This window comes from Chryseolinea soli, from assembly GCF_003589925.1.
In the GTDB taxonomy this organism is placed as follows: domain Bacteria; phylum Bacteroidota; class Bacteroidia; order Cytophagales; family Cyclobacteriaceae; genus Chryseolinea; species Chryseolinea soli.
Window position 1 is genome coordinate 525,885 of record NZ_CP032382.1, and the last position, 23,515, is coordinate 549,399.

General features: G+C 51.9%; 20 protein-coding genes and 2 tRNA genes. 8 read left to right on the plus strand and 14 right to left on the minus strand.

Translation table 11 applies throughout. The features are described 5' to 3' along the window. Positions 1-42 precede the first annotated feature (42 nt). Entirely contained in the window at positions 43-2,622 is a 2,580-nt protein-coding gene (locus tag D4L85_RS01970) for a WG repeat-containing protein (RefSeq protein WP_119752742.1), read from the minus strand. Positions 2,623-2,740: 118 nt separating this feature from the next. Here D4L85_RS01970 and D4L85_RS01975 point away from each other — a divergent pair, with 118 nt between their 5' ends. Next, on the plus strand, positions 2,741-4,186 hold the full coding sequence (locus D4L85_RS01975; protein ID WP_119752743.1) for a hypothetical protein: 1,446 nt from the start codon (positions 2,741-2,743) through the stop codon (positions 4,184-4,186). Between the two features lie 64 nt (positions 4,187-4,250). Here D4L85_RS01975 and D4L85_RS01980 read toward each other — a convergent pair whose 3' ends face one another. From D4L85_RS01980 to D4L85_RS02000, 5 genes are all read right to left on the minus strand, one after another. After that, positions 4,251-4,658 carry a response regulator gene (locus tag D4L85_RS01980; RefSeq protein WP_073136657.1) on the minus strand — a complete coding sequence of 136 codons (408 nt, stop codon included), beginning with the start codon at positions 4,656-4,658 and terminating at the stop codon, positions 4,251-4,253. 60 nt (positions 4,659-4,718) lie between these two features. Then, positions 4,719-6,260, minus strand: coding sequence for an L-piperidine-6-carboxylate dehydrogenase (gene amaB, locus D4L85_RS01985; RefSeq protein WP_119758619.1), 1,542 nt, complete (start codon positions 6,258-6,260; stop codon positions 4,719-4,721). Positions 6,261-6,348: 88 nt separating this feature from the next. Then, positions 6,349-7,782 (minus strand): S1C family serine protease, encoded by a 1,434-nt coding sequence (locus D4L85_RS01990; RefSeq protein ID WP_174236143.1) that lies wholly within the window; start codon positions 7,780-7,782, stop codon positions 6,349-6,351. 253 nt (positions 7,783-8,035) lie between these two features. Continuing rightward, positions 8,036-8,473, minus strand: coding sequence for an Hsp20/alpha crystallin family protein (locus D4L85_RS01995; protein ID WP_119752745.1), 438 nt, complete (start codon positions 8,471-8,473; stop codon positions 8,036-8,038). 361 nt (positions 8,474-8,834) lie between these two features. Beyond that, positions 8,835-8,908: transfer RNA gene (locus D4L85_RS02000), tRNA-Asn, on the minus strand. A gap of 167 nt (positions 8,909-9,075) precedes the next feature. On the opposite strand from D4L85_RS02000, the gene D4L85_RS02005 reads away from it, so the two are divergent. From D4L85_RS02005 to creD, 5 genes are read left to right on the plus strand one after another with little or no spacing between them, the layout of a single operon-like run. Then, on the plus strand, positions 9,076-9,699 hold the full coding sequence (locus D4L85_RS02005; protein ID WP_119752746.1) for a hypothetical protein: 624 nt from the start codon (positions 9,076-9,078) through the stop codon (positions 9,697-9,699). Beyond that, positions 9,696-9,995, plus strand: coding sequence for a winged helix-turn-helix domain-containing protein (locus tag D4L85_RS02010; RefSeq protein WP_119752747.1), 300 nt, complete (start codon positions 9,696-9,698; stop codon positions 9,993-9,995). Before D4L85_RS02005 ends, D4L85_RS02010 begins: the two co-directional genes overlap by 4 nt. Positions 9,996-10,038: 43 nt before the next feature. Next, complete coding sequence (locus tag D4L85_RS02015; RefSeq protein WP_119752748.1) at positions 10,039-10,872, plus strand: hypothetical protein; 834 nt, start codon at positions 10,039-10,041, stop codon at positions 10,870-10,872. 28 nt (positions 10,873-10,900) lie between these two features. Then, positions 10,901-12,409 (plus strand): B12-binding domain-containing radical SAM protein, encoded by a 1,509-nt coding sequence (locus tag D4L85_RS02020; protein ID WP_119752749.1) that lies wholly within the window; start codon positions 10,901-10,903, stop codon positions 12,407-12,409. 43 nt (positions 12,410-12,452) lie between these two features. Beyond that, positions 12,453-13,886 carry a cell envelope integrity protein CreD gene (gene creD, locus D4L85_RS02025; protein WP_119752750.1) on the plus strand — a complete coding sequence of 478 codons (1,434 nt, stop codon included), beginning with the start codon at positions 12,453-12,455 and terminating at the stop codon, positions 13,884-13,886. A 98-nt stretch (positions 13,887-13,984) separates the two neighbouring features. On the opposite strand, the gene pruA is transcribed toward creD, so the two are convergent. The 3 genes from pruA to D4L85_RS02040 form a co-directional block, all read right to left on the minus strand. After that, positions 13,985-15,616: an L-glutamate gamma-semialdehyde dehydrogenase gene (gene pruA / locus D4L85_RS02030; RefSeq protein ID WP_119752751.1), complete on the minus strand. Its 1,632-nt coding sequence runs from the start codon at positions 15,614-15,616 to the stop codon at positions 13,985-13,987. An 84-nt stretch (positions 15,617-15,700) separates the two neighbouring features. Beyond that, positions 15,701-16,420 (minus strand): YjjG family noncanonical pyrimidine nucleotidase, encoded by a 720-nt coding sequence (locus D4L85_RS02035; RefSeq protein WP_119752752.1) that lies wholly within the window; start codon positions 16,418-16,420, stop codon positions 15,701-15,703. Between the two features lie 4 nt (positions 16,421-16,424). Then, positions 16,425-16,835 carry an ArsR/SmtB family transcription factor gene (locus D4L85_RS02040; RefSeq protein WP_119752753.1) on the minus strand — a complete coding sequence of 137 codons (411 nt, stop codon included), beginning with the start codon at positions 16,833-16,835 and terminating at the stop codon, positions 16,425-16,427. A 92-nt stretch (positions 16,836-16,927) separates the two neighbouring features. Between D4L85_RS02040 and D4L85_RS02045 the strand changes: the two genes are divergently transcribed. Continuing rightward, the gene (locus D4L85_RS02045; protein WP_160143488.1) at positions 16,928-17,584 is read left to right on the plus strand and encodes a carboxypeptidase-like regulatory domain-containing protein; all 657 of its coding nucleotides are present in this window, start codon (positions 16,928-16,930) and stop codon (positions 17,582-17,584) included. A gap of 4 nt (positions 17,585-17,588) precedes the next feature. Here D4L85_RS02045 and D4L85_RS02050 read toward each other — a convergent pair whose 3' ends face one another. The 5 genes from D4L85_RS02050 to D4L85_RS02070 all read right to left on the minus strand — a co-directional run bounded on the left by D4L85_RS02050 (position 17,589) and on the right by D4L85_RS02070 (position 22,571). Beyond that, positions 17,589-18,008 (minus strand): carboxypeptidase-like regulatory domain-containing protein, encoded by a 420-nt coding sequence (locus tag D4L85_RS02050; RefSeq protein ID WP_119752755.1) that lies wholly within the window; start codon positions 18,006-18,008, stop codon positions 17,589-17,591. 268 nt (positions 18,009-18,276) lie between these two features. Beyond that, positions 18,277-18,990 (minus strand): LytR/AlgR family response regulator transcription factor, encoded by a 714-nt coding sequence (locus D4L85_RS02055; RefSeq protein WP_335621957.1) that lies wholly within the window; start codon positions 18,988-18,990, stop codon positions 18,277-18,279. Continuing rightward, on the minus strand, positions 18,987-20,081 hold the full coding sequence (locus tag D4L85_RS02060; protein ID WP_119752756.1) for a sensor histidine kinase: 1,095 nt from the start codon (positions 20,079-20,081) through the stop codon (positions 18,987-18,989). Before D4L85_RS02060 ends, D4L85_RS02055 begins: the two co-directional genes overlap by 4 nt. A 41-nt stretch (positions 20,082-20,122) precedes the next feature. Continuing rightward, a complete protein-coding gene (locus D4L85_RS02065; protein WP_228450745.1) occupies positions 20,123-21,178 on the minus strand; it encodes a Kelch repeat-containing protein in 1,056 nt (351 codons plus the stop codon). A gap of 22 nt (positions 21,179-21,200) precedes the next feature. Next, a complete protein-coding gene (locus D4L85_RS02070) occupies positions 21,201-22,571 on the minus strand; it encodes a DUF4270 family protein (protein WP_119752757.1) in 1,371 nt (456 codons plus the stop codon). A gap of 186 nt (positions 22,572-22,757) precedes the next feature. Between D4L85_RS02070 and D4L85_RS02075 the strand changes: the two genes are divergently transcribed. After that, positions 22,758-22,832, plus strand: a tRNA-Pro gene (locus D4L85_RS02075). Positions 22,833-23,515: the final 683 nt, after the last annotated feature.

The window sequence follows — 23,515 nt, forward strand, 5'->3', positions numbered from 1 at the left end:
GGATTAGGGTGAATAGAAAATGAATTCTTGCTGAACGGTATGTTAATTATCTGAGCAATAGATCCGGTCGTAGTCGTCTTGCTCATACACCTCTTTCCGGAGCATTTTGCCGTCGGCGGTGTAATAGATCACCACAAAAATAGACGCCTCCTCGACATGCTTTTCCGTGAAATAGAGGGGCTCCCCGGGCGATCCCACATTGATGATATCACTGAACGTCATCGGGATCACCGTCCCCTTCCGGCTGTTGATCACCCCGTAGCGGCGGTCCCGCTGCACGATGGCAAGCTTTTCGCCGGGGTTGTCCTGTATCAATTTATACGCACTGACCTTATCCAAAAGGACTTGCTTACTGCCGATCTCATAGACCATCCATAGTCCGCCCTTTTTTACAAAAGCCGCCGTGTCGTTCCAATAGCGCACTTCCGTGAACTCGAGGGGATCGAGCGGTTTACCATCCCAAGCCACAAATCCGTACGCTCCATTTTTATAGGCCACCACCACCTTGTCATTGTACGGCACCAGGTTTTTGCTGTACCCTGGGGCGATCAGCTTCTTGCGCTTGCAATCGAACAGTCCAAATTTCATGGCCTTTAACAGCGATACCACGCCCCGGCTCACCGAGCCAATGGCGTCGTACTCCACGGGCAAGACGGGCTTGCCATCGATGCTCAGCAGTCCTTTTTTATCGCGCTTGTGCACCACAAAAAAACCTTCGCCCGCATATTGGATCTTTTCCAGGGGCGTGGTGAAAAGCTTTTGGCCCAACCGGTTATAAATGGTTTTTTTATCGCCCTGCTCCACCATTAAAAAACTGGAGGAGTCCTGGCCGGGAACAAACTCGGTACGCAAAGGCTGAGGCAACGTGATGTAACGGCGAGGTGAAAAATAAATGCGAAGACTGTCCTTCTTCATGCCCAGGGCAAAGGGTCCGGCGAAGGCGATCGAATCAAATGCCGGACTTTGGTGGGTCATTGTTGCAGGGGCAAACAACTGCCACGCCGTCCCGTCGTGTACCGCCGTCCAGGGATCCTGCATGATCACCCGGCGAAACGGGGCTGAGACCTCGCCGGAAGCGTTAACGGTACGGGTACCGGCCTCGTTTGCAAGGGTGGCACCAAAGTAGGCCGGTGTCAATACCTGTCTGGCAGGTCGTATATAATTATGGAGCGACTGATCAACGACCCCCGGCCCCTCCGTGGTGGTGACGGCGATCTTGTCGCCGGGCCAGGGCTTCACCTCCTGGTATTCGTTTCCGGCAACCGGCTGTTGTTGCTCAGCGCATGTAGCGATATGGTCGATGGTCACCAGCGTAAAAGTGGCTTGCTTCTTCAGGACGATCACGTCTTTCAGGGCATGGATCTCGTCCCACGCATAGGGCATCAGTCTCCGCCCTGTCAACGTCCATGTTGACCACTGATTATCCTGCTGTAGGGCCAGTAACTTTCCATTGAGAATTTTCGCGTCGTCAAGGCAGCCGTCGCCCACGGTAAACCCGGTTTTGTGGATCACCCGGGAGCAGCCTTCCTGTTCCATCAACAAGAAGCCCACACCGATGTCTTCGACTGAAACCACTGTTTCGTTGGCAATGATCGCGCCGTTCAGGGCCACCACGTTGTGAGGAAGCACCAGCACGTCGTCGGTCACGTTGCCACAGCGGTAGTCGTTGGCCAATTCATCCATGGCGGCGGAAATGATCTCGCGGCCATCCTTGTCCATGAACCCGAACTGACCGGCGTGCAAAAACGGCACCAGGTAATTATGTTCCAGGTCGATCACAGCGCGAAGGGAATCGCTCTTGAATTTTCCCTGGCGTTGTTCTTCGGGGAGCAGGTGAAAAAGTATGTTCCGGGCCCTTCCGGCAAAGGTGCTCTCGGGGTAATTCCGGAGAAAGTTTTCATAGCTTTCGACCGATCCGGCGGCGGTGCTTAACTGAAAAATATTTTGTTCGGCCTCCCTCCGGTGGGGCGTGTCGGGGTGCTCTTTGAGAAAGGTTTCGTAGCTGGCCAGGCGTTGGTCTTGCGTGGCGCTTTCGAAGAACAAACGGTCATACCGGGCGCGGGCCTCGCGGGCCCTGGACGACTCGGGATACCGGTCGAGATAGGCGGCAAACGCCTGATGTGTATTCAGTAAAAGCGCATCCTGATAGGCCACTTCATCGCGAAGGCCCGCGGCTTGGTCGCGTTGTTGGGCCGTGGTGAAATGAGCAATGAATTCCACATAGGCCCGCTCGGTGTGAAGGGTCCTGGCCCGCACAAAGGCGGCGCTGTCGATCTGCTGCCGCAGGCGGATCAGGACCAGGCTGTCCAGGGGAAAACGTTTCAATCGTTCCCGCTGCTTGACGGTAGTCTTCTGAAAATCAACGAGTGAGTGCTGAACATACTCGTAGGCCGAGTCGAGTTGGTGTGCGGGATTGGAGGGGGTGAAAAAGTACTGTGCCATCACATAGGCGGCAGCGGTGTTGAGACTGTCCTTGGTCATCGCCTTTCGAAGCTGCCCGTAAGCTTTATCCCACTTTTGCTTTCGGATATTGCTCTTCGCCTGGTCCACGCCCTGTGCCACAACCCCGGCGGTGATGAGAAGCGCTGTGATGCATGGTAAAAATTTGTAGATCGACCGCATTACCTTTGGGTGGCTGTAAAACTACAAACTTCACAATAAGATTTAGCCTTAACTATGGCTAAGCCTGTTGGATGATGTAATAAATTTTGTAAATTTTCAGATTGTTAACAGCGTACACATGGCAAAGCTTAAGAACATTATAAAGCAACTTTCGGAAAAAGATTTCAAGGCTATCTACGACTCGCTGATCGAGAGCAACGCCGAGAAATCCGCTTATCTGCTCCGTTCCTTGCGGGAACGCCAGCTTTCGGACAACAAAATCATGACCGAACTGGACGTCAACGCCAACGCTTACTACACCCTCCGGTCGCGCCTCAACCTCAAGATCGAGGAGTACCTGATGGGTCAATTGGAGAGCCCCCGCACCGATGTACTGCGTAAAGTGGCCAACATTAATGAGGTACTTTTTACCAAAAAGAAAGCAATTTCCGTGGCCACCCTCAAGAAGCTCGAGAAGGAGCTGCTGGACTACGACCTGGCCAACGAGCTGACCATCATCTACAAATCGCTCAAGAAGCTCAATATCAACTCCCCGGATTATTTCCAATACTCCCAGCTCTATAACCGCCACGTGGCCTACATGCTGGCCGTGGACAAGGCCGAAGACCTGCTGGCCGACTATTTCAAAAAATACGGCGACTACCTCCTCAACGGCGGCGAAGTGGAAAAACTCGGCCTGGGCCTCCTCATGAAGGAGATGCTGAATGTGGCCAAGCTCTACGAGTCACACCGCCTCTACGTATACCAAAGCTGTATGTACATCTTCCACCGCCTCTTCGTGGAAGTGGACGATAACATGCAACAGGATGGCGAGTCCATCGAAGACATCTTCGACAAGGTGCAGAAGATCTTCGAAAGCTATCACCTCGACTCCATCTACTATCACATGAACCTGGTGTTCGAGTTCCTGAAACTCGAATATTATAATCACTACAAAGTGTACCGCCAGGCCGAAAAATATTTCGAGGAAGTGAACGACGCTTGCGCGAATTTGCTGGTGAACTATTCCACCTTCACCTTCCCCACGCAGTTCCTCATCTCCAAGATCGAACGCCACCTGCGCAACGGGACCGAAGTCGAATTGTATGCCGAAAATGAAAGCATCTTCTTGGACTATGAAGTCGACATGATGGACGTGCCCAAGCACATCGTCTACGTCATCTACCGCGCCATCTCCTGCTACTACAGCGGGAAGTTTGAAGAGGCGGCCAAGCTCATCAACGGCCTGCTGAACGATGTGAGCCTGAAGAAGTATCCCTACGCCCAGTTGGAAATCAAATCATTGCTGGCCCTGCAATACACGCTCCTGCGCGACTTCGAATTGTTCAACCAACTTTCCAACAGCATCCAACGCCAGATCCGCTTGTCGGGAAAAGACAACTGCGAGAACATCCAGCTCTTCCTGAAGATCCTGAAGATCGCCACCAGCGAAGCCAAGAAAGAAAAAGCCAAAAAGATCCAGAGCGTGATCCCGCGCCTGTCCGGCATGAAAATGGACTACTTCGCCCCTACCATGCTCATTAAATTGGATGAGAAGTTTGTAGATCTGCTGACAGACTTTTAGCAGCGTCCTGATCTGACAGAACAGATCAGGAATTTCAAATCACGATTATTATTCGATTGTCCGCTCAGACTTCCAGCTTCACGATGCTCTCGTGCGACAGCGGTTTGTTGAGGTAAAGCCGCACGTTCTCGTATTTCTTCGAACGGTTGAAATCCTGGGGATTGATGGAAGACGTGAGCATCACGATCTTGCATTTTTTCTTGGCGATGTTGGTGAGTTTTTCGAATTCGTCCAGGAACTGAAAACCGTCCATCAACGGCATGTCGATATCGAGGAAGATCACGTCCGGCAATACCTGGTCAGCCACATCCAGCTTTTCCATGTTCTTCAAAAATTCGATCGCGCTCTTTGCGCCGGTGTGCGTGTAGATGTTGTCGGTAACGGCAGCCGCTTCGATCATCTTCTGGTTGATAAGGTTGTCAATTTCATTGTCGTCAATGAGCATGACAGTTCTGTACTTTCTTGCGGCCATAGTTAAATTTTGGTATGAATGCTGTATAAAAATAAGCCTTTGATCCTTATTTGCAAATCCCTAAATATCAAATTTTATCCCTTGCGCCAACGGCAGGTTGTCGCCGAAGTTGATGGTGTTTGTCTGACGCCGCATATATGCCTTCCAAGCATCCGAACCCGACTCGCGTCCACCGCCGGTCTCTTTCTCACCGCCAAACGCACCACCGATCTCCGCACCCGACGTGCCGATGTTCACGTTCGCAATGCCGCAGTCCGATCCGGCCGCCGACAAGAAACGCTCCATCTCCTGCATGTTCGTGGTCATGATCGATGACGACAGGCCTTGCTTCACGCCATTTTGTTTTTGTATCGCTTCGGCCAGGCTCTTATAACGGATCAGGTACAAGATCGGCGCGAAGGTTTCTTGCTGCACGATCTCGTATTCATTTTCCACGACGGCTACGGCCGGTTTCACATAACATTCCGATTCATAACCTTTCCCCTGCAACACACCACCCTTTACAACAAATTCTCCGCCGGCTTGTTTTACTTTCCGCAACGCATCCTGGTATTGCTTCACCGCCGTCTTGTCGATGAGCGGGCCCACATGATTTCCGGTATCCAACGGGTTGCCGATGCTCAGGTGGGCATAGGCATTTTTCAACCGGTCTTTCACTTCATCAAAAATACTGTCGTGAATGATGAGCCTTCGGGTGGTCGTACAACGCTGGCCCGCCGTGCCCACCGCACCAAACAGCGCGCCGCGGATCGCCATGTCGAGGTTGGCGTGCTCGGTGATGATGATGGCATTGTTTCCCCCCAATTCCAGCAACGCCCGGCCCAACCGCTCGCTCACCGTCCGCGCCACAGCCTTGCCCATGCGCGTGGATCCCGTGGCCGACACCAGCGGTATGCGCTCATCCCGGGCCATCAGTTGTCCAATCGTTGCATCGCCGTTCACCAGGCACGATACGCCCTCGGGGACGCCGTTCTTTTCAAAAACTCTTGTCGTGATCAATTGACAGGCAACACTGCACAAAGGCGTCTTTTCGGAGGGCTTCCACACACAAACATCCCCGCATACCCAGGCCAGCATGGAATTCCATGACCACACGGCTACCGGAAAATTGAAAGCCGAAATAATACCGATCGTGCCGATGGGATGCCACTGCTCGTACATGCGGTGGTTGGGACGCTCCGAGTGCATGGTGAGACCGTGCAATTGCCGGGAAAGGCCCACGGCAAAATCGCAAATGTCGATCATCTCCTGCACCTCGCCGAGCCCTTCCTGGAGGGACTTGCCCATCTCATAGGAAACCAGCTTGCCCAGCGGTTCTTTATATTTTCGCAAGGCCACACCCACCTGGCGCACCACTTCGCCGCGCTTTGGCGCCGGCCACGTACGCCATTCCTGGAAAGCTGCCTCCGATTGCTTTACTACTTTGTCAAAAGTCTTCTCGTCAGCGCCATGCACCGAGCCGATCAGTTTTCCGTCGGCCGGCGAATAGGACTCGATGAGACCGCCGGTGGAGCGATACCATTTCGAGCCTGTGGAAACACCCGGATTGTTTTTCTTGAGGCCCAATTCGGCCAACGCTTCTTTTATACCAAAGTTTTTCATGCGAAAGAGATCGTTTAAGGACCCCGCAAAGGGTCCAAAGTCCAAAAGTGCGTAAAGCTAAGAAAATGTTAGGACGTTATCGCGCGGCTCACCAGTCTACGCCATAGGTGCCCTTTTGGCCTCCCGGATAGAAGCCCTCGATGAGAATACCGCCTTTTTTAAAATCGAGAATGCGGTTGAGGTCCTCCACGTTGTCGACGGGTATTTTGTCGATGTAGGCAATGACAAAACCTTTTTTGATGCCCGTATCTTTCCATTTATCAGTGGCGACGGACGTAACGCGCACACCACCTTCCAACTGCAGGGCTGCCAATTCTTTATAGGGAACGTCCTCGATCTGCACGCCGCTGAGGTCGAACTTCACTTCTTTTTTCTTCACCGTTTCGTTGCCCTCGTTGTTGCGCAGACGGGCCTTCACTTCGCGGCGATCGCCTTCGCGCAAAAAAGCCACCTTTATTTCTTTACCCGGGCGGTTGCGAGCAACCCATTCCTGCAGTTCGGAGACTGAGTTCACCGAGTGGTCGTCGATGCCCACAATAACATCACCGTTGGACAAACCGGATTGTTCGGCGGCGCTGCCGCTGTTCACACGGTTGATCAGCACACCCTGGTTCACTTTCAGATGAAGGTCCTCAGCAATCGAGGCGTTCACGTCGGTGATCTGAATGCCCAACAACCCGCGCTGCACTTGCCCGAATTCCAGCAGATCGTCCATCACCTTTTTCACGAGGCTCACGGGAATGGCAAACGAATATCCCTGATAACTGCCAGACGACGTGGCAATGGCCGAGTTGATGCCAATGAGTTCACCCTGCAAATTCACCAACGCACCTCCGCTATTGCCGGGATTTACGGCAGCATCGGTTTGAATAAAAGCTTCCACCTGCAAATTGTTACGGTCTCTCAGGATGCCGATGTTGCGGGCCTTCGCACTGACAATGCCGGCCGTCACGGTGGAGTTGAGATCAAACGGATTGCCCACCGCCAGCACCCACTCGCCGGGGGTGATACGGTCGGAATTGCCATAACGCAAAAAGGGCAGATGACTGGCGTGGATCTTCAGCAACGCCAGGTCTGTGGTGGGGTCGGTGCCGACAAGCTTTGCATAGAAGCGCTGGTTGTTGTTCATCACCACTTCGATGTTGTTAGCATCCTCCACGACGTGATTGTTGGTCACGATGTAGCCGTCGTCGGAAATGATCACGCCCGAGCCGGACGATCGCGCGGGGGCATCCATATAAAACTCCAAAGGATTGACACTGAAGTCGCCGGGGCCATACGAGGTCCGGATGTGCACCACCCCGGCAGTAACCTGCTTGGCAGTGCTGAGAAAATCCATTCCCTCGGGGACTTTGTAAGAAGTGTCCGGCGCGTAAGCGGCCAGCACCGATTGCTGCCTGTCGGCAATGGAAGGATAGGCCGGTCCGGCAAGGTTGAAAAATTTTAGCGTGAAGATGGAACCGAGGACGCCCCCGATACACGCCGTCAACATGACGATAAGGATTAGAATTGATCGCTTCATACCGGGCCCTTTTTTCTGTCTCTGAAAACTTCTGCGGAGAGAGTAAGAAAGTTAACGTTTCTTTTTCAAAAACGATGGGAACGTCCATCCTTAACCAAAGATTTTCTTTGAGCTGAATTTTTCCCCCGTTAATCACTCAACCCAGGTTACCGGCGGTAAAAGGTGACGGCCTCACGAAAGTGGTACAACTGTCCGGAAACAAAAAAAGGCGCTCCTTTCGGAGCGCCTAACCACCTAACCTAAACCCTTACCCTTAGTTAACCTTGATGGTTGTCTTCACGGCCTTTTTCTCGTCCTTGGGGATAGCGATCTCGAGGATGCCGTTGTTATATTTTGCTTCGATCTTCGCAGCGTCGATGTTTTCAGGCAAAGAGAACGAGCGGCGGAAATTGCCATACTGGGTTTCTACCACGTGAACGTTGGCTTCTTTTCTCTCCTTGGAAAACTTGCGCTCTCCGCTGATGGTTAAATGATTCTCGTTCAAATCGATCTTGAAGTCTTCCTTGGCAAGACCGGGAACGGCCACTTGCACTTCATATGCCTTATCGGTTTCCACGATGTCGACCTTGGGCACGAAAGAATAAGAAGAGCCACCACTGCGGGCCACAGAATCGCCGAAGAAACGGTCGATCAAATTGCTGAATGATGTCGGTGTGTAATCATTAGCGGTGCTATAGCGTACGATACTCATAGAATTATTTTTTTTGGTTTGACATTCGTTTTTGAATCACTGACCTGGTATTAGGGAAAAGTGTGCCGGAGCGATTTTAGGGCATTTTTAATGCCATTATGTCTATTTTAGGCGTTTTTAAGCAATAAAAACAAGTCATAATGACACAAATCCACCTTAGGAGAATGCTTAAAAGGTGGGAATGACGTCAAATCCCATGTGATGCAAAATGTCGGGAGGGGCGCAAATACGGGTTGGTGGGTTTTAACCGTGAAGAAAGGAGGAAAAGGAGCGTCTCTGAGCGATCAATAGGCATACCGTTGCGGGAACGGAAGTCCATAAAAAAAGCCACCTGCTGTTGGCGCGGGTGGCTGACCTTTTGCTCCTCCTCTTGGACTTGAACCAAGGACCCTCTGATTAACAGTCAGATGCTCTAACCAGCTGAGCTAAGGAGGAATGCTTAAAAAGGAGTGCAATATTAAGGACTTGTGTGGGAAACTTCCAACCCCGGTGTGAAAATATTTTGCCAGGGTTCCTTCAAGGCAAAAATACTTGTTCCTGAGGGTGCGAAACCTTGTAGAAGTGGTTCCGTTCATTAACTTTGTAACTCAAAGTACTTTTAGATGAAAGAGATCCAGGAATACGAAAAAGACATCGCCTCCATCCGTGACATGATGGAGCGATCGGCCAAATTCATCTCCCTCACCGGCCTTTCCGGTGTTTTAGCCGGTCTGTACGCGCTGGCAGGGGCCACGGCGGCCTATTTCACGGTACATTACCCGATTTCGCCCCTCAAATTCCGGATCTACTCCGTCCGCGAGCCCGACACCCTGCTGAGACTCATCCTCATCGCCACCCTGGTGATCATCGCCTCGCTGGCCACCGGCCTTTTCCTGAGCTCCAAAAAAGCAAAAAAACAAGGCGTCAAACTCTGGTCGGCCGCCAGCCAGCGGATGCTGCTCAATGTGTCTGTCCCGCTCGTTTCGGGGGGCATTTTTATACTCATCATGTTGGCCACCGATCACTTCGGATTGGCAGCTCCGGCCAGCCTCATCTTCTATGGCCTGGCCCTCATCCAGGGAAGCGCCAACACCTTCGATGAGATCCGTTACCTGGGGTATTCCCAGATCATCCTCGGTCTCGTTTCGGCGATGCTCCCGGGCTATGGATTAATTTTCTGGTCGCTGGGCTTCGGGGTGCTGCACATCGTGTACGGCGCCATCATGCATAACAAGTACGACAAGTGAAGAACCCTTTCGAAAATCTGGATAAAGCTTTAGAACACCGCGTCCGCCTGCAGATCATGTCGGTGCTGGTCACGCACGACGGCTATGAATTCAACGCACTGAAAGAAGTGCTGAGCATAACCGATGGCAACCTGGCCTCGCACATCAAGGCTCTGGAGCGCGAAAAATACCTGACCGTGTCTAAGTCCTTTGTCGAGAAAAAGCCCAACACCAAATACAAGATCACCGAGCGCGGCCGAACGGCCTTTAAGAAACACCTCGATGCCCTGGAGGCCGTGGTGAAACAACAGAAATAAAATTTTTTTAGGTAGTTACTTTGAAATTGAAAGTACTTTTAAAATGACAAAGAAATTAAACACTCGCCTGCACGCCCTAAAGGCTTTGTTGTTCTGGAGCATCCGGCTCCTGGCGATACACTTCCTGTTGCTGTGGATGAAGGTCATGGACAGCCTGGCCGCACTGAAAGATCGTGTCCTTGCCATCGCTTCTGAGTTTTTCGTCCGTGTAAAAAGCAAACTTCCCAGTGTCAGCCTCTTCGCGATAAAAGCGCTGTTGGTCTGGATGAAATTCAAGAGCCGTGTGACTACACTAAAGGAACGTCCACACACCATGGTTTCTCAACTTCTCTCAAAAGTAAAAACCAAACTCCCCAGTGCCCGCCTCGCCGGCATGAAGGCTTTGTTGATGTGGATGAAATTCACACAAAAAATGAGGGGATTGAAAGCTTACTTATCTTCAATCTTCCCCCGGCTTCTTGCAAGGCTCAAACGCATTTCTCTCCGCGGTTTTTTTAAAAGCCTGCTCTCCCGCTACTTGTTGTATTTGATACTCATCAACGCCGTCCCGCTTTTCGCCCTGGGTTGGATTTACTTTGGCACCCTCGTCGTTCCGGCCAGTGTTCACTCCATTCATTCCTCTTCGTGGTGGATTATTTTTCAATGGGTGGTGATCGTTTTGTCGGTCGTGCACGGCGTGTTCTCGGTGGTTCTTTTGCGGATGAAAAAAATTACACAAGGCTACTTCTTTTCCCTGCTCGTCACAGTTTCTCCTTTCCTGTATGCCTACGTAGGATATGCCCGGCACGTGAATGGCTTTAGCGTCTCCGGCACGCTGCAGGCCTTCATCCCTTTTCTGATTGCCTATTCTAAAATTATTCTCGGCATGATCTCCTGAAATAACGTCCTCCTTAATCCGTATCACGATGAAAGTAAAAATGATCTTACCCGCACTCACCGAAGCCGAAAGTCCTTTCTGGCGGCCGATAAAATATTCCCTTTTCCCTCCGCTGGGTCTGGCCACGCTGGCGGCCTATCTCTCGCCCGACGATGAGATCGATCTGCAAGATCAGCATGTCGAAAAAGTCAACCTCAACGACACGCCCGACCTGGTGGTGATACAGGTGTACATCACCAATGCCTATCGCGCGTATTCATTTGCCGATCACTACCGGTCCCGCGGCATTTATGTCGTGCTCGGTGGGCTGCACGTTACTTCTTTGCCGGAAGAAGCCGCGCCACATGCCGATACCATTTTTCTGGGACCTGGTGAAGAAACTTTTCCAGCGTTTCTCAAAGACTTCAAAGCAAAGCGACCAAAGAAACAATACGCCTCTGCTGTCCGGTCGCTGGTGAACATACCGCCGATCCGCAGGGACCTGATCAAGCGCCACCTCTACCTCGTGCCCAATTCCATTGTAGTCACGCGCGGTTGCCCGCATCACTGTGACTTTTGTTATAAGGATGCTTTTTTCGAAGGGGGCAAAACATTCTATACGCAAGTGGTCGACGATGCCCTGGCGGAGATCGACCGCTTGCCGGGGCGTCACCTGTATTTTCTCGACGATCATTTGCTGGGCAACGCCAAATTCGCGTCGGCCCTTTTCGAAGGAATGAAGGGCATGAACCGCGTCTTTCAATCCGCCGCCACGGTCGATTCCATTTTGCGCGGCGATCTCATCGAAAAAGCCGCCGACGCGGGGATGCGCAGCTTGTTTGTGGGGTTTGAAACCTTCTCGCCTCAAAACCTGAAGCAAAGCAACAAGAAACAGAATCTTCAAAAAGACTATCGCAAGGCCGTGGACCGCCTCCATGCGCTGGGCATCATGATCAACGGCTCGTTTGTTTTTGGTTTGGATGATGATGACCGCGACGTGTTCAAGCGCACCGTGGAATGGGGTGTTCAAAATGGGATCACCACCTCGACCTATCACATCCTCACACCCTATCCCGGCACGGCACTCTACGCCAACATGAAACGGGAAGACCGGATCGCCTCCGATAATTGGGATCTGTACGACACACGCCATGTCGTCTACAAAACAAAAAAATTATCCGCCGAAGAATTGGAGGAAGGCTACCACTGGGCCTATAAAGAATTTTACACCTGGTCCAACATTGCGAGCGCCAGCCTCACACACGATTCGGCCAAGCATATGCTGAAACATTTCCTGTATAGCGGGGGTTGGAAAAAATTTGAGCCCGTCTGGAATTTTGTCATCAAATCAAAAAACCTCGGCGCGATGTTGCCGCTGCTGGAGTCGATCTTGTCGAAGGTGAAGAAGTCGGGAGCGAGGAGTCAGGAGCCGGGAGCCAGAATCCAGGAGCCAGGAGCCATACGGGAAAGAACTGAAGCAACTGGTGAGATGCGGGAGGCCACTCCCGAGGTTGCTTCGCCTTTAGCCCGCGCGGGTGAGATCCTTTCTTTCAAATAATAAACAACAGGTCTTCTTATCCTTTAACCAAAATCATAATACCATGGACACACTACCCACAACCGTGACCCTTAACATTTTCGAACGCATCAACCGGTGGATCCAGGAATCCATCATGGTGAAACTTTTCTCGATTGGCTTTCTCATCCTGGTGCTGCTCCTCCCCTCGCATTTGATCGAGGAAATGATCTATGAACGCGAACAGCGTGCCGACAGGGTGATCGACGAAGTGTCAGACAAATGGTCAGGGCCGCAAACCGTATACGGCCCGCTGCTGGTCATCCCCTACCGTTGGATCGAAACTTTCGATGTTGGAAAAGACGGCAAAGAGGCCAAGGAGATCGTGGAACATGTCGACAAAGCATTCTTCTTACCCGAGCAACTCAAGATCGACGGCAAAGTATCGCCCGAGGTCCGGAACCGTGGCATATTCGATGTGAGTGTCTACAAATCCGACATGTCGATCAAGTCCACCTTTGCCAAACCCGATTTCAAGAGTCTGGCCATTGCCGACGACATGGTGTTGTGGGATCAGGCCTACCTGGTCTTCGGCCTGTCTGACTTGCGCGGCATCAGCGACAATCCTGTATTTTCAGTAGGCGGCGTTTCTTTGGCCGCCGAGCCCTCCGACAACATCGGCGTTTACCATCGCGCCACACGCAAATCCGCAGACACAGAGCGCTACGTCCCCGACAACGAAAACGAGGGCTCCAAGACCTTGGGCGTCACCACGAAGCTGAACTGGACATCGGCCGAGTCGTTCAACGGCGATGTGGATATCAAGCTTCACCTGAACGGCAGTTCACACCTCGATTTTCTTCCTGTTGGAAAAACTACCCATGTGACGCTGAGCAGTACCTGGAAAGATCCCAGCTTTGAAGGCGAATTTTTACCGGAACCGCGCACGGTCACAGAAGATGGTTTTACTGCGAATTGGAAAATATTACACTTCAACCGCGCCTTCGCCCAACAATGGAAAGGCACCGACCAGCAGCTAAAAGGCGGTAGCTTCGGAGTGAAGTTGCTGATTCCGGTGGACCAATATCAGAAGAGCATGCGCACGTCGAAATATAGTATACTCATCATCCTGCTCACGTTCGTGGCGTTGTTCCTGGTGGAGATCACACAAAAAATCCGCATCCATCCGTTTCAATATATTTTGATCGGGTCGGCACTCATCATTTATTACACGTTGTTGTTAAGTTTCTCGGAGCACATTGGGTACAACATGGCCTATGGCGTATCCTCTGTGCTCACGGTTGTGTTGATCACGTTGTATTCGACTTCCTTCTTGCAGAGCCGGAAGCTGAGCGTGTTGTTGTCGCTCGTGTTGGCGATTTTCTATACGTTTATTTTTGTGATCATTTTGCAACAGGATTTCTCGTTGCTGTTGGGTAGCCTGGGGCTCTTCTGTATCGTGGGTGTGTTGATGTACTTCTCGCGTAACGTGAATTGGTATAAGAAGGCTGTGGAGTAGTGTCTGCGCTGGTGCGCCTTTGCGGAAATATTTCACCGCAAAGGCGCTAAGGCGCCCTCCTTCGCTAAAGCTTCGGCGGGCAGGCGCAAAAGAAAATGCTATTCTTTGTCGAGGAAGGGATAGCGATAGTCGGTTGGGGTGACGAAGGTTTCTTTGATGGTGCGCAGGGACGTCCAACGGAGGAGGTTCACTTTTGCACCGGCCTTGTCGTTGGTTCCGGAGCCGCGGGCGCCACCAAAGGGTTGTTGGCCTACAACGGCCCCCGTAGGTTTGTCGTTGATGTAGAAGTTGCCGGCGGAGTTCGTCAGCTTCTTCGTGGCGAGTTCTATAGCGTAGCGGTCCTTGGAGAAAATGGAACCGGTGAGCGCATACGGTGATGTGCTGTCTACCAGCTCCAGGGTTTGTTCAAAGTTCTCTTCGTGATAAACATAGATCGTGATCACCGGTCCGAAAATTTCTTCACACATGGTGATGGACAGCGGGTCTTTTGAAACGATCACGGTGGGCTCGATAAAATAGCCTTTCGATTTATCGGATTTGCCTCCGGCAATGATCTCGTTCAACGGATTCTGGCGTGCCTTTTCGATATAGCCCGTGATGGAGTTGAACGCTTTTTCGTCGATCACGGCATTGACGAAGTTGCCGAAATCTTCGGTGCCTCCCATTTTGAAGGTCTTCAGATCCTCCAACAAATATTTCTTTACGTCTTCCCACAAATTGGAGGGAATATAGCAGCGCGATGCAGCAGAACACTTCTGTCCTTGAAACTCAAACGCCCCGCGTGAAATGGCGGTCGACACTTCTTTGGCGTTGGCGCTTTTGTGCACCATGATAAAATCCTTGCCTCCGGTTTCGCCGACGATGCGTGGATACGATTTGTATTTATGTATGTTCTGTCCAATGGTCTTCCACATACCCTGGAACACGGCCGTGCTTCCGGTGAAATGCAATCCGCCGAAATCGCGGTGGTTGAAGATGATGTTGCCCACGGTGGGGCCATCGGCATAGATCAGGTTGATGACGCCGTCGGGCAGACCGGCTTCTTTCAATACTTGCATGATCACGTTGGCGGCATAGATCTGCGTGTAGGCGGGCTTCCACACCACCGTGTTGCCCATCATGGCCATACAGGTGGGCAAGTTGCCGGCAATGGCGGTGAAGTTGAACGGCGTCAAGGCAAAGGTGAAGCCTTCCAGCGGGCGATACTCCATCCGGTTCCAGACGCCGGGCGAAGAGGCGGGTTGTTCGCGGTAGATCTCCGTCATGAAATAGACATTGAACCGCAGGAAGTCGATCAGCTCACAAGCCGAATCAATTTCCGCCTGGTAAGCATTCTTGGATTGCCCCAACATGGTTGCCGCGTTGATCACGGGGCGATACGGTCCCGCCAACAGGTCGGCGGCCCTCAGGAAGATGCTCGCGCGGTATTCCCAGCTCAACTCCGACCACAGGGCCTTGGCGCCCATGGCGGCATTGATGGCCTGTTCTACGTGGGTGGCATCGCCTTCATGGAAATTGGCGAGCAGGTGTTTATGATCGTGTGGGGGTGTCAGGGGGCGGGTGTTCCCGGTCCGCACTTCGTCGCCGCCGATGTACATGGGGATGTCCAGTACTTTGCTGCGGGCGTCTTCGAGGGCACGCTTCAAGACAGCGCGCTCTTTGCTGCCAGGGGCATAGCTCAGCACGGGCTCGTTGCGCGGGTGGGGAACGTCGAAAAATCCATTTGACATATAGCTGTTTGGTTAATGAGTTTCCAGATTTAAACTAAAAAGCAAAGATAACGGTTCGTCTTCTCTTCAATCAAGGGTTTGATATCAGAGAATGTCGTACAATTCGTGCAGGTCCTCGATCTCGAAGTCCAGCGTCTGGTCGTGGGGGATCTTTTCGGGATTGAAAAAAACGGCGTCGATAGCCGCATTGCGCGCCCCGCCGATGTCGGTCACCAGGTTGTCGCCGATCATGATGGCTTCGTGGCTATCGATGCCGTTGAGGCCCAGCGCATAATGGAAAATCTCCGGGGCAGGTTTCTTGTGCCCTGCCTTTTGCGAGGTGACGATGTGATCGAAAAAACCCTGCAGGTTGCCCGAAGCGAGTTTCAGGTGTTGGATCTCTTCAAAACCGTTGGTGATCACGCTGAGGGCATAGTGTTCTTTCAAATAGGCCAACACCTCGTAGGCATTCGGCATCAGGTTTCCTTTTTTGGGGCAGGTGTTCAGGTATTCGTGCGAGATCTCGTAGCAAAGTTTTTCCTCGTAGGCGCCAAACGGCGTCAGCACTTTCTTGAAACGTTCTTTGCGAATGACTTCGCTGTCGATCAGCCCCTGGTCGTAGAGCACCCACAACGCGGCGTTGACTTCGCGAAATTCTTTCAGGAAATGCTCGTGGCTGGTCACCCCCTTGGCCTGGAGGTCGTATTGCGTGTAGAGTTCTTTCAACGTTTCGCTGCTGTTGGTCTCATAATCCCACAGCGTGTGGTCGAGGTCGAAAAAAATAACTTTGTATTTTTTGTTCGGTAAAACTTTTTCCGGCGTCATCGCATCAAGGTCTTTTAGGGTCGCTAAGTCTTTCTCTTTGCCATTCCTGGATCTGCAATTTGTTTACGGCCAGCTCGCGGTTGGTGAACAGCGTTTGGTAGGTCTGCTGGTCGCTTTGCAATTGCGGATCCTTGCGGAGAAATTGAAAGACTTGTTTGATGATGTCCTCCACGCCGTCTTTGATCTGGTAGAACACCCAGTGATTGTAGCGGCGGGTGTTGAGAATACCTGAGTTTTTCAGGTAGATCAGGTGGCGTGAGGTTTTGGCTTGGGTGAAATCCAGGATTTTTTCCAGATCAGAAATACACATTTCGCCATTCATCACAATCAGGCTCAGGATGCGCAGTCGAGATTCGTCGGCGCAAGCCTTGAAAATCTGCGAACCCAGCGTTAGATTAAAATTTTTCAGCCGCATCGGGGCACGATTTGTGTCGGCCCAAAGGTATGGAAATTAGGCTGGTAAATGCCTTATCTTTATATTTGAAAGTGACTATTAAACCTATTTTAGTGAAGTTGACAATTAAGAACGCCGCCGGAATTGCCCTCGTCATCGCATGTGTATTCGGGGCCCTGGACACCGCTTTTGCCCAGGCGCAGAAGAGGCGTGTGATACAGCTTTCGGGCGTTGTTTTGGAAGAAGATTCAGCCGCTAATAATAGCCGCCCCCTGGCGGGTGTGCACGTGTATGTGCCCAAAGCCGGTCGCGGTACCACCACCAACAACATGGGCTTTTTCTCGATGCCCGTGCTGGAGAAGGACGAGATCGTGGTGAGCATCGTGGGTTTTGAAAAACACACCTTCACGGTGCCGGAAGGCTCTCCCGAATATCAAACCCTCGTGATCACGATGACCTTGGACACGACGTATTTGCCAGAAGTGGTCTTTATGCCCTTTCCCACCGAAGAAGTCTTCAAACAAGCCGTGCTGGCCATGAACATGCCCGTGGACAACAACGGCATCGACAAACGGAATTTTAACCAGGAATTGATGGCCCTCATGCTGAAAACCACCCCCATGGATGGCTATCAGAACCAGCGCTATTACCTGGACCAATGGGCAGGATCGGCCAACAACCGCTTTCAACCCGTTTCAAACCCCTTCCTGAACCCTTTCAACTGGGCCAAGTTCTTCAGTTCCCTGAAGAAGGATAAGAAAAAGAAATAAGCTTTTAGAGGTACATGCTGGCCACTTTGCGCTTGCGCCACAGCGCAGCGCCAAACAGGCGGCGGGGGATCTTATTGAGATTGAGCTGCCCCAGGCTGGTCGACGACGTGTGCACCTGGAACATGGGCGTCACCTCGGTTTGATAGCCAATGAGCTTCACATGGACCGAATACATGCCCTGTGGCACATGGTCGAGCTTGAAATGCCCCGCGCTGTCGCTGGCCACGCCGCCCAGCAACGTGGAATCGTTGTATAGCAGCACATAGGCCTTAACAGGCTTTCCCGATTGAAAATCACTGATTTGACCGATTATAGCGCCCTGCGATTGGGCTTTCACAGTCGATAGCGATGCTATCACCATACCAACGAGCAACCCCACATTCCGTAATTTGCCCGTCTTGTGTTGAATTTTTTTTGCCTTCATTATTTTTTTTAAACGCAATGGTCGGAGCACTACCGGCTGTTCTTGCTTCTTTCAGTTGTGATGGCGGTAACCGAAAAAAGAAAAACAGGTCCGGCGGTGTCCGTTAAACCAAATACCAAAACTTAAAATATAAGGGAGTTACCGCTCCCATGACCCAAAAGTAGGTACTCGAAGCTGGTTTTAAAAAAAAGTTAGACCAAGCCGGGAGATTGTGAGATGAAACCGGGACCAAAAAAGATGAATGCGGGCTCCAAACGGCCAAAACTTATCAGATCAGATTTTTCGGATCGATGAACCGGTGAAGATTTTCCTTGTAGTGCTCGCTGATGGGCACCTGCACGTTGCCAATGCTGATCTTTCCCTTCCGGATCGACACCATTTTGTCGATCGACACGATAAAAGACTTATGCACACGAATGAACTTATCCCCCGGCAGCTTTTCGTCGATGGACTTCAGGCTCATGCGCGTGATGATGGGGCGCGACACATTGACGAGGAAGATCTTGATATAATCCTTCAACCCTTCGATGTAGACAATGTCGCGGATATTGACTTTCACCAGGTTGTATTCCGCGTTCACAAATAGATATTCGGCCACAGAAACCGCAGCGGGCGGTTGATTCTTCAGGTTGAAAAGCTCGTGCGCTTTGTTGGCAGCCTTCAGGAAGCGCTCAAACGAGACGGGTTTCAACAAATAGTCCACCACATCCAGGTTAAAGCCTTCCAGCGCAAAATGCTCATAGGCTGTGATGAAGATGACCATGGGCGGCGCCTTCACGGTCTGGAGGAATTGTATGCCGCTGATGCCCGGCATCTGCACGTCCAGGAAAATAAGGTCCACCTGTTCCTTCATCAGGACTTCGTGGGCCTCGAAGGCGTTTTTGCAACGCTTCACCAGGGTGAGGAAGGGCACTTTCGAAATGTTGTCTTCCAAAAGGTCGAGAGCCAGGGGCTCGTCATCTACGGCAATACAGCGCATCATTGTAAGATCAGTTTCAACTCCACCACATACCAGGGATCCGATTCATAGATATGCAATTCGTGCAAATCCTTATACAAAAGATCCAGCCGGCGGCGCACGTTCTGTATGCCGATGCCCGAGCTGGCGTCTTTAGTTTCCGATACCGTTCCATTGAATTTATTCCGCACACTAAACAGTAAGTTCTCGCCTTCGGTGGTCAGCGTGATCAGGATCATGGGATCTTTCATCATGCCGATGCCGTGCTTGAAGGCGTTCTCTACGAACGGGATCAGCAACATGGGCTCCACCGGCAGGTCGCCGCGTGTCGTCTTCACCTCGAAGCTCACGGGAAAATCCTTGCCGAAGCGCAGGCGTTGCAAATCGATATAGCTTTCCAGGTATTCGATCTCCTTGTCGAGCGTCACGCGCTTTTCGCTGCTCTCATAGAGCATATAACGCATGAGGTGCGAGAGTTGGATGATCACCGACTCCAGTTGGTCCGATTTCTTCCGCGCCAACGACGCCAGGTTGTTCAACACGTTGAACATAAAATGCGGGCTCACCTGCGAACGGAGCAAGCTCAATTCCGACTTCAGCGTTTCATTCTCGCGTTCTTTGCGCTCGCGCTCAAACTGCACACGGTCGCTGGTCAGCCGCAGCGCGGTGCTCAGGCCAAACACCAGCAGGAAATTCAACAATGTAAAATAAAAAGGCCGGCCGGGCCGGAAGGCATTGCCCAACACAAAATCGTTCACCAATTCGCTGGCCATGATCACCCCGACAAAACACAACACGATCGAAATCATGTAATGCACCCAGCTCTTGCGGGTGAGCACCCGGGGAATGAGCACGTACATGTTGAGGTAAAAGAAGGCCACCAAAAACACATTGAACACCAGCGTGTGTAGCCGCATGCTGTGCATATCGAACTCCCCGGGTAGAGGTCCGCCGCTGCCCGGTGTGTGGAGCCTGATGCGTTCAGGGTGCCGCAAGCGATTGCCGCGGGGGGCGCCCATAAAAAGAAACGGCAACAGGACAAACGTGACCCATCCCACCACGTGAAGGGAGATGATGAGCAAGCGGTTGAGCACTTGATTTTTCACGTTTACCATGCTGCCATTTCGCACAAAGTACTAATTTTTTAGCCGCCGGCTCAGTCCACATCGACGGCCGTGGGATCGAACATCCACAGGTCATCGAAACGGAGACTGGAGCTGCGGCCCGTGGCTACGTAGCCATAGTCGCCCAAGGCAAATCCTACGGCCGAATCGCGCACGGAACCTTCAAAGGAATTCTTTTGCGTCCAGGTGTCGGTCGAGGGGTTGTATTCCCACACACCGGCATCCAGTGTAGCGCGTGTGCCCAGCAGCACATAGCCTTTGCCGTTGATGACGAAGGTGACGCCCAACTGCCGTGCGATGGTGTAGCCCGAGTCGTTGGTGTCGGTGTCTACTGCATCATCCTGCAAGTCGTTCTTCACATTCCAGATGTCGTTCAGGGGATCGTATTCCCAGAACTGCTGGTTCAACACGCCGTTGTTCATACCGCCGCCCACATAACCCTTGCCGTCGATGGCAAAAGCAAAGGCGTTCACGAGCTTGTCGCCGCTGTAGCTGGCTTTCTGCGACCATTCGCCCGAGACGGCATTGTAGGCATACATATCTTTCAAATAGTTTCCGCTGGTACCTGCATCGGCACCGCCGTAGCCGGAGGTGACGTAGCCCACGTTGTCGATCGCGAAGGCGGCGGCTTCATAACGCGGCAAACCGGGGAAGTCGGCGATCTGTGTCCAGGTGTCGCCAACCGGATCGTACTCATAAAAATCTTTCAGGAAGGTCGTGCCATCGGAGCCGGTGCCCACATAGCCCTTGCCATTCGCGGCGAAGGCCACGGCCGCATTTCGCGCAACACCGGGGAAGTCAGCACGCTTGAACCAGTTGTTCTTGTCGGCGTCGTACATATAAAAATCTTTCAGCCACTTGTCGCCATCATAGCCCGTGCCCACATAAGCCTTGCCATCGATCACGAACGACACGGCGCCACTCCGTGCCACTCCTTCATAAGAAGATTTTTTGTACCACTCCCCCAGGTAAGTGGTGTCGGTTGAGGAGCTGCCGCACCCCATCAGGGACATACAGATGCGCAGGACCACGAGCAACGTAGCCCCCGTTTTCAGCACTCTTGGAAATTCTACACGTTTACGATTCATGATATGAAAAATTTGGATTTGGTTATTGTTCTGTACTCTTGCGCGTATACCATATCTTGAGCTTGACGCGGTACTTCGTACCGCTGTTGTTCACACCGAGATAGATCTTGTTCACTTTGGTGGTGAGTTCCGTTCCGGGAGGCATGAGCAGCAAACCGTTGTCGGTATTGCCTTCCGTGCCCACCAGGTTTTGCACGTACTGCGTGATGTTGAAGGTGTAGCCGCTGGAAGTCTGATATTCTTTATCCTCTGTGTAAGATGCCGACTGTCCCGCGCTCGGATTGTAGTCGGCCGAGAGTTGTGCAAGCGGCAAGTTGCTGCGATCGGTTTTAAAGATGGTCAGCGTTTTCGGATAGGGACGGTTTTTATCAAACGAATCTTTCACCGGCTCGATCAACAGCTGGGCCTGGTTCACCAACAAGGTCCCTTTGCCGTCGATGGTTTTGTGCACGTGGGGAAACCGGATCTTGGTCACTAAACCCGTGCCCGCCTGCACATACACCTGATCGTCGGAGGCGGTCGAGATCACCTCACCGGTAGTGGCAATGTCTTTCAATTTGGTGGCCGACCGGTCGGCCGTGATGCTCGAGTAGTTGAACAGCGACGAACTGAAAGCAAAGTCCTGGTATTTCTGCGTGAGCTTGTCCGCCGAATATTCTTTATAGTACAACCGGATCTTCATCCCATCGGTATTCAACCCTACCACGACCGCTGGCTGAGCCGAGGCGTTCTCGATAGAGACACCCTTGAAGTAGGTCAGGAACCGGGCGGTTTCCACTAAATCCGGAGCTTGCGCTTGCGCGCTCGTGAGCCATTCCTTGCCCAAGGCGTCGCTGAGGCGAATGGTGAGTGTGTCTTTTGCGTTGGGCCGAAAGATCACCTGGCGGCTTCCCAAGGGGGTAGATTCCACCGGCGTCTTCGTGGTGTTGTATAAGCTGGCTGCCTTATATAAAGCAGAGTACTGTCCTTCGTTGTACCAGTAGAAGGGCAAAGCATAGGTCTTGAAATCTTTCGTCACACGGTGCACCTCGATGGTCTGGGCCTGTGTGGTGTCGCCATAGTAGTAGCCGGAATGCGCTATCCTCAAGACCAGTGAATCGAAGAAGGCCACGGTGGCCGGCGTCCAGGTGGGATTCGTTACCTGGATGTATCCTTTGGCCGTGAGGTTGCCCAGTTTCGGATCGGAGTAGCCTCCCATCAACAGGGAACCGGTAGAGGAGGTGGGAATGGAATCCAGCAACACGGTCGATACCTGGACGGTCGTGGTGTCAACCACCATCATTCCAAAATCGCTGCTGAAATTGCTGCCTAAACCAAGCACACCCGGATCGTGGTCGCACCCAAGGCAAATGACCAGCAAACCGATAAAGAAAATATGAAGTCGCCACCGCATAATACAGATTGAACCACGAACTTGGGGGTTTCAGGGTAACCGACGAAAAGGAATAGATAACGGGACCGGATGTGTAGACCAAGGTAGAAAATGACACGACCGAAATTTTTCTGTTGCCCTACCCTTTTGGCGGTTAAAATCTTATTCCCTATTATTGCAGCCCTGATTTGAAGATCAGGAAAAATTCGGGGCGTAGCGCAGCCCGGTTAGCGCACCACGTTAGGGACGTGGGGGTCGGAAGTTCGAATCTTCTCGCCCCGACTTCGCCCGCTTTTCCTTAAAGGGATGAGCGGGCGTTTTTTTTATATACCCTTTCTGGCCAGCCTCTTGCCACGACGGCTTCGTCGGGCAAGCCCGACTTTAATCCCAAAAAAATTGTACGGAGACGACCTCGTCAGCCAATCTCACTTTCTTAGATGTATAGGCGGGCTCGCCCGCCAAAGCTCCGCTTCGGAGCGACGGCGGGCTTAAATCCCAAAAATTGTAATGAGACGACCTCGTCACTCGGTCCAGCCTTCTTAAATGTATAGGCGCACTCGCCATTATAGCTCCGATTCGGAGGACGGTAAGACCAACAAAATTTTTCTATTCCCACCCCACCCAAAATATTCGTCGACACATTTCGCTCATTCATCCATTTATCACAACCATGCGCCGATTATACAGAATAAAAACCGTCCTGATTTGAGAGCGAGTGATTTAAGCCATCCCGAATTGCTTTTTTTTAACCCCGATCAACCCAATCCTAATTTTCTGCGGCATTTGCCGGCATGGGCAAAACTTTATAGGAGTCCGGATGACTATATGCTGTACATGTTACAACAATCACTTTTCTCAAAATAAGAATTTGGCTCAACATGGAACTGCTGAAACAGCCTAAATAAGGCATTTTGACCGTTGGCATTGGTTTGGCAATACTGCAACTCAGAAAACAGTAACAAAAC

Excerpts from the sequence above, each read along its gene's own strand:
- D4L85_RS02055 (WP_335621957.1), bottom strand. The coding sequence starts at position 18,990 with ATGATGCGCTGTATTGCCGTAGATGACGAGCCCCTGGCTCTCGACCTT.
- D4L85_RS02050 (WP_119752755.1), bottom strand. The coding sequence starts at position 18,008 with ATGAAGGCAAAAAAAATTCAACACAAGACGGGCAAATTACGGAATGTG.
- D4L85_RS02035 (WP_119752752.1), bottom strand. The coding sequence starts at position 16,420 with ATGACGCCGGAAAAAGTTTTACCGAACAAAAAATACAAAGTTATTTTT.
- D4L85_RS02020 (WP_119752749.1), top strand. The coding sequence starts at position 10,901 with ATGAAAGTAAAAATGATCTTACCCGCACTCACCGAAGCCGAAAGTCCT.
- D4L85_RS01990 (WP_174236143.1), bottom strand. The coding sequence starts at position 7,782 with ATGAAGCGATCAATTCTAATCCTTATCGTCATGTTGACGGCGTGTATC.
- D4L85_RS02065 (WP_228450745.1), bottom strand. The coding sequence starts at position 21,178 with ATGAATCGTAAACGTGTAGAATTTCCAAGAGTGCTGAAAACGGGGGCT.
- D4L85_RS02015 (WP_119752748.1), top strand. The coding sequence starts at position 10,039 with ATGACAAAGAAATTAAACACTCGCCTGCACGCCCTAAAGGCTTTGTTG.
- amaB (WP_119758619.1), bottom strand. The coding sequence starts at position 6,260 with ATGAAAAACTTTGGTATAAAAGAAGCGTTGGCCGAATTGGGCCTCAAG.
- D4L85_RS01980 (WP_073136657.1), bottom strand. The coding sequence starts at position 4,658 with ATGGCCGCAAGAAAGTACAGAACTGTCATGCTCATTGACGACAATGAA.
- creD (WP_119752750.1), top strand. The coding sequence starts at position 12,453 with ATGGACACACTACCCACAACCGTGACCCTTAACATTTTCGAACGCATC.
- D4L85_RS01975 (WP_119752743.1), top strand. The coding sequence starts at position 2,741 with ATGGCAAAGCTTAAGAACATTATAAAGCAACTTTCGGAAAAAGATTTC.
- D4L85_RS02060 (WP_119752756.1), bottom strand. The coding sequence starts at position 20,081 with ATGGTAAACGTGAAAAATCAAGTGCTCAACCGCTTGCTCATCATCTCC.
- D4L85_RS01995 (WP_119752745.1), bottom strand. The coding sequence starts at position 8,473 with ATGAGTATCGTACGCTATAGCACCGCTAATGATTACACACCGACATCA.
- pruA (WP_119752751.1), bottom strand. The coding sequence starts at position 15,616 with ATGTCAAATGGATTTTTCGACGTTCCCCACCCGCGCAACGAGCCCGTG.
- D4L85_RS02070 (WP_119752757.1), bottom strand. The coding sequence starts at position 22,571 with ATGCGGTGGCGACTTCATATTTTCTTTATCGGTTTGCTGGTCATTTGC.
- D4L85_RS02040 (WP_119752753.1), bottom strand. The coding sequence starts at position 16,835 with ATGCGGCTGAAAAATTTTAATCTAACGCTGGGTTCGCAGATTTTCAAG.
- D4L85_RS01970 (WP_119752742.1), bottom strand. The coding sequence starts at position 2,622 with ATGCGGTCGATCTACAAATTTTTACCATGCATCACAGCGCTTCTCATC.
- D4L85_RS02005 (WP_119752746.1), top strand. The coding sequence starts at position 9,076 with ATGAAAGAGATCCAGGAATACGAAAAAGACATCGCCTCCATCCGTGAC.